At 71.2% G+C, this 14234-nt stretch carries 11 protein-coding genes; all 11 read left to right on the top strand.

The window, feature by feature from the left end:
• Nucleotides 1-33: 33 nt before the first annotated feature.
• Nucleotides 34-972 carry a PaaX family transcriptional regulator gene (locus ABD912_RS00550; RefSeq protein WP_345147675.1) on the top strand — a complete coding sequence of 313 codons (939 nt, stop codon included), beginning with the start codon at nucleotides 34-36 and terminating at the stop codon, nucleotides 970-972.
• A gap of 59 nt (nucleotides 973-1031) precedes the next feature.
• A complete protein-coding gene (locus tag ABD912_RS00545; RefSeq protein ID WP_345147673.1) occupies nucleotides 1032-1532 on the top strand; it encodes a MarR family winged helix-turn-helix transcriptional regulator in 501 nt (166 codons plus the stop codon).
• A 155-nt stretch (nucleotides 1533-1687) separates the two neighbouring features.
• Nucleotides 1688-3109 carry an MmgE/PrpD family protein gene (locus ABD912_RS00540; protein WP_345147671.1) on the top strand — a complete coding sequence of 474 codons (1422 nt, stop codon included), beginning with the start codon at nucleotides 1688-1690 and terminating at the stop codon, nucleotides 3107-3109.
• Nucleotides 3099-4217 (top strand): CapA family protein, encoded by a 1119-nt coding sequence (locus ABD912_RS00535; RefSeq protein WP_345147670.1) that lies wholly within the window; start codon nucleotides 3099-3101, stop codon nucleotides 4215-4217. The genes ABD912_RS00540 and ABD912_RS00535 overlap by 11 nt, the downstream gene beginning before the upstream one ends.
• Before the next feature lie 33 nt (nucleotides 4218-4250).
• Nucleotides 4251-5192, top strand: coding sequence for an ABC transporter permease (locus ABD912_RS00530; RefSeq protein ID WP_345147668.1), 942 nt, complete (start codon nucleotides 4251-4253; stop codon nucleotides 5190-5192).
• 2 nt (nucleotides 5193-5194) lie between these two features.
• Nucleotides 5195-7183, top strand: coding sequence for a dipeptide/oligopeptide/nickel ABC transporter permease/ATP-binding protein (locus ABD912_RS00525; RefSeq protein WP_345147667.1), 1989 nt, complete (start codon nucleotides 5195-5197; stop codon nucleotides 7181-7183).
• Entirely contained in the window at nucleotides 7170-8003 is an 834-nt protein-coding gene (locus tag ABD912_RS00520; protein ID WP_345147666.1) for an ABC transporter ATP-binding protein, read from the top strand. The genes ABD912_RS00525 and ABD912_RS00520 overlap by 14 nt, the downstream gene beginning before the upstream one ends.
• Before the next feature lie 116 nt (nucleotides 8004-8119).
• Nucleotides 8120-9724: an ABC transporter substrate-binding protein gene (locus ABD912_RS00515; RefSeq protein WP_345147665.1), complete on the top strand. Its 1605-nt coding sequence runs from the start codon at nucleotides 8120-8122 to the stop codon at nucleotides 9722-9724.
• Entirely contained in the window at nucleotides 9721-11301 is a 1581-nt protein-coding gene (locus ABD912_RS00510) for a carboxylesterase/lipase family protein (RefSeq protein ID WP_345147664.1), read from the top strand. The genes ABD912_RS00515 and ABD912_RS00510 overlap by 4 nt, the downstream gene beginning before the upstream one ends.
• A complete protein-coding gene (locus ABD912_RS00505; RefSeq protein ID WP_345147663.1) occupies nucleotides 11298-12893 on the top strand; it encodes a carboxylesterase/lipase family protein in 1596 nt (531 codons plus the stop codon). The genes ABD912_RS00510 and ABD912_RS00505 overlap by 4 nt, the downstream gene beginning before the upstream one ends.
• Nucleotides 12890-14212 carry an alpha/beta hydrolase domain-containing protein gene (locus tag ABD912_RS00500; RefSeq protein WP_345147661.1) on the top strand — a complete coding sequence of 441 codons (1323 nt, stop codon included), beginning with the start codon at nucleotides 12890-12892 and terminating at the stop codon, nucleotides 14210-14212. The genes ABD912_RS00505 and ABD912_RS00500 overlap by 4 nt, the downstream gene beginning before the upstream one ends.
• Nucleotides 14213-14234 lie beyond the last annotated feature (22 nt).

Here is a 14234-nt window from a genome sequence, read left to right as displayed (position 1 = left end):
CCACGGCCACCCCCGACGTATGGTGGTGGTCCCATGAAGAATCCCGCTCCGCCCGGCACGGCCCCGGCGCCCGCCGACGCGTCTCGGCTGCCCCGCCCCCACACCGGCAAGGACTCGCAGCACATCCTCGTGAGCCTCCTTGGCGACTACTGGTACGCCCGCTCGGAGCCGCTCCCCTCTGCGGCCCTGGTGAGCCTGCTGGCCGAGTTCGGCGCCAACGAGATGGCCTCCCGCCAGGCCATGCGCCGGCTCACGGCCGCCGGCCTGCTGACCCAGTCGAAGCAGGGCCGCACCACCTTCTACGGCATTCCCTCGCCGATCGTCCAGGACCAGCTGCAACGGCTGGACCGCGCCATCAAGTTCGGCGCCGACTTCACGGACTGGGACGGGCAGTGGACGGTGGTCAGCTACTCGATCCCGGAGACGGAACGGGACACGCGGAGGCACCTGCGCAACGGGCTGAAGGCCCTGCATTTCGGCGTTCTCCAAGACGGCATGTGGATCAGCCCCCGCAACCTGGAAGCCGAGGCGCTCGCCCTGCTCGACGAACTCCACGTGGGCCGGGGGCACGTGATGCGAGCCCGGTGGCGGGGGCGTTTGGAGACCCCCGACGCCCTTGCGCAGGCCTTCGATTTGGAGAGCCTCGCGGCGGCCTACGAGGACTTCATCGCCCGGCACCAGGAGACCCTGCGCCAGGTGACCACGGCTGCCGTGGAACCGTCCCAGGCGCTGATCCGCCGGACCATGCTCACCAGCGAATGGCTGGCGTTCCGGAGCATCGATCCCGAACTGCCCGCCGAACTGCTGCCGCCCAACTGGCCGCGGCCGCGCGCCCGGACGCTTTTCATGGCCATCTACGACGCGCTGGCGCCCAACGCCGTCCTGCGCTTCCGGCAGATCATCGCCGGCCACGACGAGCAGCTCGCCCAACTGGCCCAGCCCCACTCCCCCTGGGGCGGCACCGCCATCTAGGACCGGCCACCGGGCCCGCGAACAACCCCACACCGGCCAGCAATCAAAGGAGATCCGCCATGCCGACAGCATCAACGGGGGGCTCCGAACAGACCCTCACGGCCGGGGAGGCCCTTCCGTCCGAACCCACGATCATGTACGTGATCAAGCAGCTCGAAGCCGGCATCCGCAGCGCCCTGGACGAGGTGCTTCGCCCCACCGGGGTCACGGCGCTGCAGTACACCGCCCTGACCGCCCTGCAGCGGCGGCCGGACATGACCCAGTCCGACCTGGCCCGGTTCTCCTTCATGCGCCCGCAGTCGGCCGCCGACCTGGTCTCCGCCCTGTCCCAGCGCGGCTTCATCTCCCGGCGCGAGGACCCGGCCCGGCGCCGGCGGCTGATCATTTCCCTCACGCCCGCAGGCCAGGCCTTCCTCACCGAGCACGCGGCGCGGATCGCCGCGATCGAGGACCGGATGCTGGACGGCCTGGACGGCACGGAGCGGAGTGCACTGCTCGGCGCGCTGCGCACGTGCCGCAACAACATCCGGCTCCACTCCCCGCAGTTCCGGATCCCGTAACGCCCCGCGGCCCCGCCCCTCCCTGGGGACCTCCCTTACCGACCCCTCGGGCGGAAAATACGCGACAAATTTACGTCCGGGCGAACCGTTGACAATCGTTTTTCCCCGTGTGACTCTCTTTATCAGGTTTCCTGAGATAACGATGGAGTTCACTCGTGGCAAGAGCACTAACCCTCGAACTGGCGGAGCGCGTGGCCGCCCTGGGCGCTGCGCCCCTTCCGGCCGCCGCGCTGTCCGCGGCATCGCTGTCGCTGCTCGACGCCGTGGGCGTCACCCTGGCCGCCTCGACCCTGGCCGACGGGGTGGCCCCGTTCGCCGAGCTGGTCGCCGAGGAGGCCGCCGCGGGCCGCAGCACCGTGCTCGGGACCGGACTGCGGACCTCCGCCGCCGCGGCCGCCTTCGCCAACGGCGCCGCGGCCCACGCGCTCGACTTCGAGGACGCCGTGGACGGGCTGGCCGCACACCCCAACGCCCAGGTGATTCCCGTGGTGCTCGCCCTGGCCGAACACCACGACGCCAGCGGAGCGGAGGCCCTGGCCGCCATCGCGATCGGCTGCGACATCACCTGCCGCATCGCGGCGGTGTCCGGGGACCGGCTCGCCCAGCGCGGCTGGTATCCCCCGCCGCTGGCCGGGGCCATCGGCGCCACGTTCGCCGGCGGACTGATCGCCGGCCTCCCGCCCGCGCAGCTGGTGGACGCTGTCACCTTCACCCTGTCCCAGATGTCGGCAAGCGGCGAAATCAAGAACAGCCCCGACTCGCACATGCGGGCCGTCCGGGACGCCTTCGCCTGCCACGCCGCCGTCCGCGGCGTCGAACTGGCCGCGCGCGGACTGCGCGGCTTCGCCGCCCCGCTGGAGGGCAAGGCGGGCTTCTTCGCCGCCTACGCGGGCCTGGCCGCGGACGACGCCGAGGCCCTCCTCGACGGGTTCGGCGAAACCTTCTGGGGCCCGAAGGTCAGCTTCAAGCCCTGGCCGAGCTGCCGCGGCACCCACGCCTTCGTCGACGCGGCGCTGCGCCTGCGCGAGCACGTCGAGGTGGAACGCATCCGCTCGATCGAGCTCAGCGGGGCCCCCGTCAACACCATGCTCGCCGAGCCGCTGGCGGCCAAGCGCGCTCCCCGTCTGGCGATCGACGCGAAGTTCAGCCTCCCCTACACGGTGGCGCTGGCCCTGGTGGACGGAGACATCACCCTGGCGTCCTTCACCCCCGAGCAGCTGCGCCGCCCGGACCTGCTCGCCGTCGCCGAGAAGGTCTCCTTCACCGTGGACCCCAACCGCGACCGTCCGGAACACATGACCTCCGGACTCACCACCCTGCACCTGGACGACGGCCAGACGGTCGTCCTGGACGTCGACCGGCCGCGCGGCAGCGCCGAATCGCCCCTGGACGCCGCGGCGCTCACCGCCAAGTTCATCGACAACTCCGCCCATTCCGCACGGCCCATCGCGGACCCCGAGGAGCTGGCCGCTGACCTGCTGCAGCTGCGCCACCGGCCGTCCGTCCGGGACGTCATCGACCGCCACTTCGCCTCCGCCAACGCCTCCGTGAAAGGAAGCTCCACCCATGCCCGTTGAAATGGCCTTCGTCGGAGACGTCATGCTCTCCGCCCCGAACCCCGAGCGCTACTTCGCGCCCAGCCGCGACATCCTCCGGTCCAGCGACATCGCGATCGGACAGCTCGAGTGGCCGCACACGGACCGCGGGCAGGTCTGCGTCGTCGACATCCCGGCCCCCGCCAACCCGCCGGCCTTCCTGGACAGCGTCGCCGATTGCGGCTTTGCCGTCATGACGATGGCCAGCAACCACATGTTCGACCAGGGGCCCCACGGCATCGGCGACTCGATGGCCGCGCTGCGGGAGCGCGGCATCGAGCACACCGGGGCGGGCATGACCATCGCCGAGGCCCGGCGGCCCGCGATCGTCGAACGCGACGGAATCCGCTTCGGCTTCCTCAGCTACAACGCCGTGGGGCCGCGCGAATCGTGGGCGACCACCGTCAAGGCCGGCGTCGCCCCGATCCGGATCATCAACCACTACGAACTCGACATCGCCTCCCCCGGCAGCGCGCCCGCGGAATTCACCAGCCTCGATCCCGAGTCGCTGGCCGCGATGGAACTGGACATCGCCGCCCTGAAGGAGGAGGCCGACGTCGTCTGCGTGAGCCTGCACAAGGGCATGGGCTTCGTCCACGCGCGGCTGGCCCTCTACGAGCAGCCGCTGGCCCACGCCGCCGTCGACGCGGGCGCCGACGTCGTCATCGGGCACCACGCCCACATCCTGCGCGGCGTCGAGGTGTACCGCGATCGTCCCATCTTCCACGGCATCAACCACTTCGTCGCCGCCTACACGGAGGAGTCTGACCCGCTGGGGCACCACGGGAAACGGCCCCGACCCAAGAACGCGCCGAGCCTGGATTTCTTCCGCCCGGACCCCGGGCGGGCCCCCTTCCCGTTCCCGCGCGACTCGCGGCACACCATGATCGCCCGGGTCGTCGCGGACCGGGACGGGATCGTCGAGGCCGGGTTCATCCCCTGCCTGATCGACACCGACGCCATCCCCGTCCCCGTGGACGGCGACGCGGCCCAGGAGTCCATCGACTACGTCGAGACCATCACCCGGGACGCGGGGCTCGACGCCACCTTCATCCGCCGCGGCCGCCACGTCAACTTCCTGGAGCGCTGACGTGCGCCGCCACTCCAGAGAGGCCCAGAGGCCATGACCCAGATCATCCTCCGCCGGCTCCTGTCCGGCATTCCGCTGCTGCTGGGCGTCTCCTTCGTGACGTTCATCCTGATCGGGGTCGCCCCCGGCGACGCGGCCATGATCCTGGCCGGCGCCGAAGCCACCCCCGCCGAGTACCAGGCGCTCCGGCAGGAGCTCGGGCTGAACGAACCCCTCCTGCTGCAGTACTGGCACTGGCTGGTCAACGCGGTCCAGGGCGACATGGGCAAGTCCATCGTCAACGGCCAGGACGTGGTCCAAAGCCTCAACGAGCGGCTCGGCGTGACCCTGTCCATCGTCATTCCCTCGGTTGCGATCTCCGCGTTCCTCGGTGTCCTGGTCGGCTGCATCAGCGCCCACCGCGGCCGCTGGCTGGGCCGGACCGTCGACTTCGCGGCCGTCTTCGGCAGCGCCCTCCCGAACTTCTGGATCGCCCTGATCGTCGTGACCCTGCTCGCGGTCACGTTCCCGATCTTCCCCGCGATCGGCTACGTCAGCCCCACGGTCTCCCTCAGCGGATGGGCCACGTCGATCACGCTGCCCGTGCTCAGCATGGTGATCGGCGGCTTCGCCGGCATCGCGAAGCAGACCCGCGACGCCATGCTGACCGGCCTCTCCGCCGAATACACGCTGGCCCACCGAGCCGACGGCGTGCGCGAAGGCACGATCGTCTACTGGCACACGCTGCGTAACTCGGCAGCCCCCATCCTGGCCATCATCGGGCTGAACTTCGTCGGGTCCCTTGGCGGAACCGTCCTGATCGAGAAGATCTTCGGCCTGCCCGGGCTGGGCGGGATCGCCGTCAGCGCCACCTCCCAACGGGACATCACCACCATCCAGGGCGTCGTGGTCTACTTCGCCATCCTGGCTGTCCTCGTCAATCTGGTCCTTGACCTGACCTACCGCCGCCTCAACCCGAAGGTGCAGGTGAAGTGAGCATGTCCACCACACAAACCACCACCCCGGCGGCCACCGAGGCGGCACCCGGCGCCTCCGTGGCCGCACCCCAACCCGCCGGCGAGCGCCGCCCCGGATTCTTCCTGCGGTACCTGCGCAAGGGCGCCGCCGTCGCAGCGGCCCTCTTCCTGATCGCGCTCGCCGCCGCCTGCTTCCTGGCGCCGTGGATCGCGCCCTACGCCTCCGACGCCACGGACTTCGCCGCTGCGAGCCAGGGCCCTTCCGCCGCCCACTGGCTGGGGACGGACACCCTGGGCCGGGACGTCTACTCCCGCCTGCTCTACGGCGGCGCCAACACCCTGGGCCCGGCGCTGCTGACTGTCGCCGTCGCCTTCGCCATCGGGGTCCCCGTGGGCATCCTCTCCGGCTTCAAGGCCGGCCGGACCGACCAGGTCGTGAGCTCGATCCTCGACGGCATCATCGCGGTCCCGTCAACGATCTTCCTGCTCGCCGTGCTGGCGGTCTTCCCCCACAACATCGTCATCGCGATGGTGGTCTTCGGCATCCTGATCTCCCCGCCCGTGGCCAAGGTGGTCCGCTCCGCCACGCTCGGCGTCCGGGCCGAGCAGTACATCGACTTCGCCCGCATCAGCGGCATCGGCGACCTGGGCATCATGTGGAAGCACGTCCGGTCCAAGGTCGCCGGCGTGATCGTGGTGCAGATGACCTTGGTGTCCGGCGTGGCCGTGGTGGTGCAGAGCGGCCTGGAGTTCCTCGGCCTGGGGCCCCAGCCCCCGACCGCCACCTGGGGAAACCTGATCAGCGACGCCGCCGAACTCATCCACACGCGCCCCTGGATGCTGGTGCCCACCGGCGGCATCATCACCCTCACCACCCTGGCCCTGTGGTTCGTGGGCGACGGCGTGCGCGACTCCCTCGCCGAGCGGTGGCAGGGCCCGCCGGCGACCAGGCGCAGCGCCCGGGCCCGGAAGCTCGTGGCCAACCAGCGGCTCGCGGCCGCCACCACCGGCGGCGGGGCCTCCCGCCCCAGCGACGCCCTGGTCTCGGTGGACGGGGTGACCGTGAGCTTCGGCCACGGCGCCTCCCGCATCCCCGTGGTCCAGAACGTCGGGTTCGAGGTCGCCGCCGGAGAGACCGTCGCCCTGCTGGGCGAATCCGGGTGCGGCAAGAGCGTCACGGCCCGGGCCGTGGCGGGGCTTCTCCCGCCCAGCGCGCACGTCGACGGCGGCACCGCGGTCTTTGAGGGGAAGACGTACGAGCTGTCCGACGACGGCGACACCCTCCCGCGCGGGAACGGCATCTCGATGATCTTCCAGGAGCCGGTCGCCGCCCTCGATCCGTCCCTGACCGTCGGCACCATCCTGACGAACTCGCTGCGCCGCCATGCCGGCCTGGACCGCAAGGCGGCCAGGGCCAGGGCGCTGGAACTCTTGGCCCAGGTGGACATCCGGGACCCGGAGAACGTGCTGAAGCTCTATCCGCACGAGATTTCCGGCGGCATGGCCCAGCGCGTGTGCATCGCCCGGGCCCTGGCCGCGGACCCCAAGTTCCTGATCGCCGACGAACCGACGACGGCCCTGGACGTGACGGTCCAGGCCGGCGTGCTCAACCTCCTGCGCGAACGCCAGGCCCTGACCGACCTCGCCGTCCTCTTCGTTACCCACGACTGGGGCGTGGTTGCGGACATCGCGGACCGGTGCGTGGTGATGTACGCCGGCGAAGTGGTGGAGGTCGGCACCGTGGATGACCTGTTCGACGACGCGCGCCACCCGTACTCGCGGGCCCTGCTGGAGGCCAACCCCTCCCAGGGCGTTCCCGGGGAACGCCTCGCGGCCCTTCCCGGCCGCGTCCCCAGCCCCAACGCCTGGCCGGAAGGCTGCCGCTTCCAGTCGCGGTGCCCGTTCGCCACGGCGGCCTGCGCCGCCGGTCCCATCCCCCTGACCTCGACCGACGACGGCCGCAAGGTCCGCTGCATCCGCTGGGAGGAACTCCGCCGTGACGCAAACTGACGCTCCGGGCATCACTGCCCTCGACATCCGTGACGTCTCCATCGAGTACGGGCGCGGCAAGCGCCTCAAGCGGGTGGTCCACGGGGTTTCGCTGCGGGTCGGCGTCGGGGAAACCGTCGCCCTGGTGGGCGAATCCGGTTCCGGCAAGACCTCGCTGGCCATGGCGGCCCTGGGGCTCACCCCGATCGCCGAAGGCTCGATCACGGTCAACGGGAAGACGATCGACCCCAGGAACCGCGGCGGCGTGGTCGACGCCGGGGCCCAGGCGGTCTTCCAGAGCCCCTACAGTTCGCTGGACCCCGCCCTGCCGATCTCGGCGATCCTCGCCCAATCGGTGGTGCACCTGAAGCTCTCCCGCCGGGAGGCCGCCAAGCGCTCGCTCGCGGTCCTGGACGAGGTCGGCATCCCGCCGGCCGCCATGGAACGCTACCCGCGGGAGTTCTCCGGCGGGCAGCGCCAGCGCATTGCCATCGCGCGGGCCATGATGCCGCGGCCGCGGCTGATTGTCTGCGACGAACCCACGAGTGCCCTGGACCTGTCGATCCAGGCCCAGGTGGTCAACCTACTGCTGGACCTGCAGGAAGCGCACGGCATCAGCTACCTCGTCATCAGCCACGACCTGGCCCTGATGAAACATCTCGCCACCCGCATGTACGTCATGCTCCGTGGCCGCATTGTCGAGGAGGGCCCGGCGCTGGACATCTACAACGCCCCCTCCGACGCCTACACCCGGGCGCTCATCGACGCCGCGCCGCTGCCCAACCCGGGAGCCCAGCGCCTGCGCCGCGCCCAGGCCGCCGCGGCACGCGCCACCGCCTGAGCCACCTACCTTCACGACCCACCGCATTTCCCAAGCACCACATTTCCACAGCACCGCACTGCCAAATCACCGCACCTTCAGAACACCGCACCTTCGGAAGCAACAGGAGATTCACGATGAAGTGGTCAACCCCTCGGCGGACCGTCGCCGCCCGCACCACCCTCCTCACCGGCCTGGCCGTGGCCAGCCTCGCCCTCGCCGGCTGCGCAGGCGGCGGCGGAACGGCAACGGCCGGCGGTGCCGCCGCCGGCAACGCCGACGTCCTCAACGTCCAGTTCAACGGCCCGCCCATCACGGGCCTGGACCCGGCCAAGTCCGGCGGCGGCGGCTCGCTCATCTACAACACGCCGGCGTACGACTCGCTGATCTTCCGCCAGCCCGACGGCACGCTCGTCCCGGGCCTTGCCACCGAATGGGGCTTCACCAACGACGCGCTGACGAAGTTCGAACTGACGATCCGTGACGGGGTGAAGTTCAGCGACGGAACCGAACTGACCGCCGAGGGCGTCGCCGAGTGGCTGGCCTACTTCAAGGACGCGAAGGCCACCCAGAGCTCCATGCTGGCGGCCATGACCAAGGCGGAGGCCGTCAATGACACCACGGTGCGGATCACCCTGGACTCCCCCAACCCCGACCTGCCGGTGATCCTGTCCCAGCAGTACGCGGCAGGCCTGGTCGCCGCTCCCGCCGGGATGGACAAGCCGGGCTCGCTGGACGCCGCCACGATCGGCACCGGCCCCTACCAGCTCGATCCCGCCGCCACGGTGACGGGCGACCACTACACCTACGTGCCGAACCCCAACTACTGGAACCCCAACGGCATCGTGTACCAGAAGGTCGTCGTCACGGTCGTGTCCGACCCGAACACGGTCGTCTCCGCGCTCTCCTCGGGCCAGCTCGACTTCGCACTGGGCAAGCCGGAGACGGCCGAGGCCGCCGCGAAGGCCGGCGCCGAGGTGCTGGCGGCCCCGGGACGCGTGGTGGGGCTTTACCTCCTGGACCGGGAGGGCACCATGGTCCCGGAGCTCGGCAGTGAGAAGGTCCGCCAGGCCATCAACTACGCGATCGACCGCGCGGGGATCACCACGGCGCTCTACGGCGACGAGTACGCCGATCCGACCTCGCAGATGGGCCTGCCGCTGCAGACCGGCTTCAACGAGGCCCTCGACGGCTACTACGGCTACGACATCGACAAGGCCAAGGCGCTTCTCGCCGAGGCCGGCTACGCCAACGGCTTCACCTTCGAGGTGACGTGCAGCAAGAACCTCAACACCTGCCCGGTGGCCCAGGCGATCGCCAGTTCCGTGGCCGACGCCGGCATCACCATCAAGATCAACGAGGAGTCGGAGATCTCCTCCTTCAACCAGAAGTTCGCCGCCGGCGAGGTTCCCGCGGTGATCTTCCAGAGCAGTGGCCCGGCCTACAACTCCGCCCGCGGCCTGACCCAGCGCGACGTCCTGGCCAACCCGTTCGGCACCGTCGACGAGGAGATCGACGCCCAGTACAAGGTCGTCCAGACCACCACCGACGAGGAGCAGGGCAAGGCCTACTCCGAACTGGTCGAGCTGCTCGCAGAAAAGGCCTGGTTCGCCCCGGTCGTGCGGCCGTACTCGGTCCAGTACGTCAAGGGCGTGGACAACGTGACCATGGAGCCGGAGTTCCCGGGCTACTACTCCCTCATCGATCCGACGGGCAAGTTCACCTGGAAGCCGGCCTCATGACCCACATCGCAACCACCAACTCGGGACGGCTCGAAGGCCACGAGGCCGACGGCGTCATCCGCTTCCTCGGCATCCGCTACGGCGCGCCCACGGGAGGGGCCAACCGGTTCCTCCCGCCCCAGCCCGTGACCCCGTGGACCGGGGTCCGCGCGGCGGACACGCTGGGGCAGATCGCGCCCCAGTTCTCCAGCCCGCGCCGTCCCAGCTCCAGCGAGCCCTCCGAGGACTGCCTGGCGCTGAACGTGTGGACGGCCGGCCTGAACGGCAGCCGCCCGGTGATCGTCTGGATCCACGGCGGAGGCTTCGCGACCGGCAGCGGCTACTCGCCGCAGACCGACGGGGCGGCCCTCGCCCAGCGCGAGGACGTCGTCGTCGTCTCGATCAACCACCGGCTCTCGCTGCCGGGCTTCCTCTACCTGGGCGAGCTCGGCGGCGAGGACTGGGGCCACGAGGCCAACCCGGGCCTGCTGGACCTGGTGGCCGCGCTGCGCTGGGTCCAGGAGAACATCCACGCCTTCGGAGGGGACCCCTCCCGGGTCCTCATCAAGGGGCACTCCGGCGGCGGCGGCAAGGTGGGCAGCCTGCTCTCCAGCCCGCCGGCCCGCGGACTGTTCTCCCGGGCCGCCCTGCACGGCGGCCCGCCCTTCGGGCTCAAGGACCGCGGACGCGCCACCGTCACCGCGCAGCGCGTCCTGGAGGTTTTGGGGCTGCGGTCGGCGGACCGGCAGCGACTCCAGGAGCTGCCGCTGGAACGGATCATGGACGCCCAGAGCCAGCTCGGCGTCGGCTCCGAGCCCACCGAGCACGGGATGCGCTTCGCGCCCGTGATCGGTACGGCCTCGCTGCCGACCATGCCGCAGGACGCCTTCGGGGCCGGAGTGAACGCCGACGTGCCGCTGCTGACGGGCACCTCGGTCGACGAGATGCGCTACGTCTACAACGCGCGCCCGCACTGGCTCGACCCGGCCTTCGACCTGGACGAGGCCACCTTGGAGCGGCTGGTCGCCGCCGGCGTCGACAACGCCGCGGACGCGGGCCTGCTTTTGGACCGCTACCGGGCGGACTACGACGCCGGCCGCAACGTGGACCTGCTCACGGACATCCTCAGCGACCAGTTCCTGGAGCGGACCGCGCGCCTGGCCGACGCCAAGGCCCGCTCCGGGCAGGCCCCGGTGTTCAGCTACCTGTGCACGCTCAACCACTCCCAGCCCAACGGCACCTTCCACGGCGTGCAGATGCCGCTGTTCTTCGGCAACGTCGGGGCCGGGCCCGCGGGCCTGACCGGTCCGGCCTACGACGCGGCGTCGGACGTCCTGCGCCGCATGCTGGCCGCGTTCGCCGCCACCGGCGACCCGAACGACGCCGGCGTGGCCGGCATCGAGTGGCCGGCCTACGATCCGGCACAGCCGAGCCAGCTGGTGTTCGGCGACGACGGCTTCGACGTCACCGACGCGTGGCTGGCCGAGCGCCGCCCCCGGTGGGCGGGCATCACGGCGACCGCCTTCACCGACCCCTGGGGCCGGGCGTTCGAGGCGGCTTCCCGCACGCAAGCCCCGGAGGAGGTGACGGTCGCGTGACACCCACCGCAGCGAATCCGATCGTCGCAACCGCTTCCGGACGCGTGGAGGGCCTGTCCCAAGAGGGCGTCCTGTCCTTCCTGGGGATCCCGTACGCCGGGTCCTGCAGCGGGGAGAACCGCTTCCTGCCGCCGCGCCCGCCGGAGCCTTGGACCGGGGTGCGCACCGCGCACGCCGCCGGCCCCACGGCTCCCCAGCTGGAGCGGCCCCGCCACGGGTCCCACGAGCAGTCCGAGGACTGCCTGGCCCTGAACGTGTGGACCCCCGGGACCACGGGGAAGAAGCCGGTCCTGTTCTGGATGCACGGCGGCGGGTTCTTCACCGGCCGCGGCCTGACCGCGCACACCGACGGGGCCGAGCTCGCCCGCACCGAGGACGTCGTCGTCGTCTCCGTCAACCACCGCCTGGCCCTGCTCGGGTTCCTGTACCTGAGCGAACTGGGCGGGGGCGACTGGGGCTACGAGGCCAACCCGAGCCTGCTGGACCTTGTCGCTGCGCTGGAATGGGTGCGGGACAACATCGCCGGCTTCGGCGGGGACCCGTCCAACGTGACGATCTTCGGGCACTCCGGCGGCGGCGGAAAGGTCTCCGCGATCCTCACCTCGCCCCTGGCCGAGGGCCTGTTCAGCCGCGCCGTGGTGCACGGCGGCCCGCCGTTCGGCTACAAGGACCCCGCACGCGCCACGGAGATCGCGCAGCGGGCCCTGGCGCTGCTGGGGGTCAACGGGAACGACGCCTCCGCCCTGCGGGCGCTCCCCCGCGAGCGCCTCATGGCCGTGCAGGCCCAGCTGGGCGTCGGCGCGGAGCCGACCGACCACGGCATGCTCTTCGCCCCCGTGGCCGGGACCGCGTCCCTGCCGGCCTTCCCCGAGGAGGCCCTGGCGGCCGGCGTCGCCGCCGGGATCCCGCTGATGACGGGAACGGCCATCGACGAGGCCAGGTTCATCATGGCCGGCCAGCCGCGCTGGCAGGAGCCTGACTTCGACCTCGACGAGGCCACGGTCCTGCGCATCCTCGACGCCGGGTTCAACCACCCGGACGACGCCCGGGCCGTCCTGGACGCCTACCGGGACTCCGGCGGCCCGTACCGGGGTTCGTCCGGCGATTCGGCCCGCCTCCGGCTGCTGGACCTCATGCTGGACATCCTCAGCGACCAGTTCGCGATCCGCACGCACCGCCTGGCCGCGGCGAAGGCCGCCTTCGGCACCGCGCCGGTCTACAGCTACTGGTGCACGCTGGGCCAGGACATGCCGCTGGGCAGCTTCCATGGCACGGAGATGCCTATCTTCTTCCGCAACGTGGGAATGGGCGCGATTCCGGTCGACGAACCCGCGTACCACAAGGCCGCCCCGGTCATGTCCCACGCCCTGGCCACCTTTGCGCGCACGGGCAACCCGAACGACGGCGGTGTGGGCGGATTAGTCTGGCCCGCCTTCGAGCAGGGCGAGCCGGCGCAGTTCCACTTCGGGGACGACGGCTTCGACGTCACCGACCGCTTCGCCCGGGAACGGCTGGAGCGCTGGAGCGGATTCGTCACCACCTCCCGGCAGGACCCCTGGGGACGGGCCATCGGCGAGAGCGGGCGGGCGTGAGCATCGAAAACACCGGCGCCGGGAACATCAGGATCGAGCTTCTCCCGGATCCGGAGCGGGCCTTCGGCGCTGCCCTCCCCTCCCCTGACCGTTATGCCGACCGGCTCGCCGGGCACGGGTACGTCACCGATGAATACCGGTTCGCCGGGGAGGCCTCCGGCGGGCGCTTCGCGACCCGGCTGCTGGTGCGCCGCCCGGCGCCGGAGGCCGCGAGCGGGGTGTGCGTCGTCGAACCCATGCATTTCGGGGGCGGACGCTCGTTCTGGGGGCACGCCCACGAGCAACTGGTCCGGGCGGGGCACGCGTGGGTGGAGGTGGCCTGCCAAACGCACCCGGCCCTCACCTACCTGGTGCCCTCCGACCCGGAGCGCTACGGCTGGGTGTCGCTGCCGGGCCGCACCACCGGGCTGAAGTCCCAGATCGGGCCGGGGATCGACACCCGGGCGGCGTCGGACGCCTTCTCCAGCGAGTGGTGGGCCACCAGTCCGCTGCTCTTTGGGATCCTCGACGCGGCGGTGGATGCGGTGGGCCGCGGACGGCTGGAGAACGTGAGCCCGTCCACCGTGATCTTGGCCGGGGCCTCGCAGTCCGGCGGCGTGGTGCGCCGCTACGCGGAGAAGGTGGCGCGCGGGGAGCTGCCCCGCCGGGTGGACGGGTTCCTGCCCCTGCACAGCGGGGGCCAGCCGCTGCCCGCGGAGCTGTCCGTTCCGACCTACGAGCTCCTGGCCGAGGCGGAGATCGAGTCGGTCCGCTCCGCGGCGGGCCTTCCCGGCCAGGGGCGCGACCTGCTCCACCGCGACTGCGCCAGCCCGTTTTACCGCTTCATAGAGGTGGCCGGGATGGCCCACAACGATGCCCGCTACGCCGTCCCGGACCAGGATCCGCCGGCCCGGTCCCGCTGGAGCAGCTTCCCCCACACGCACGTGGTCCACGCCGCGCTGGAGGGCCTGATCCGGTGGATCCGGGGCGGCGAACCGCCCCTGGACTGCGCTCCCCTGGAGGCCGCACCGGACGGGTCGCTGGCAAGGGACGATTTCGGCCACCCGCGCGGAGGCCTGCAGGTTCCCGCCGTCGAACAGCCCACCGCCCGGATCCACGCCATTTCCTCCGGAAAGTACTGGAACCGGGGCCACGAGTTCCCGCTTCCCGCGGACGAACTCCTGGCCCGCTACGGATCCGCCCAGGGCTACCTCGACGAGGCCGAACGCACCCTGAAGGAACTGGTCGGCCGGGGGCACTACCTGGAGGCCGACGCCCGCCGATGGCTCGGCGAGGCGCGGGAGGACGCGGGCACTTGGACAACGAGTACAGGGAACTAGACCACCAACGAGGCGAAAGAAG

The organism is Arthrobacter ginkgonis (assembly GCF_039540195.1).
GTDB classification, from domain to species: Bacteria; Actinomycetota; Actinomycetes; order Actinomycetales; family Micrococcaceae; genus Zafaria; species Zafaria ginkgonis.
The sequence above is the reverse complement of the archived record's forward strand: the minus strand, read 5'-3'. Positions and strand labels throughout refer to the sequence as shown.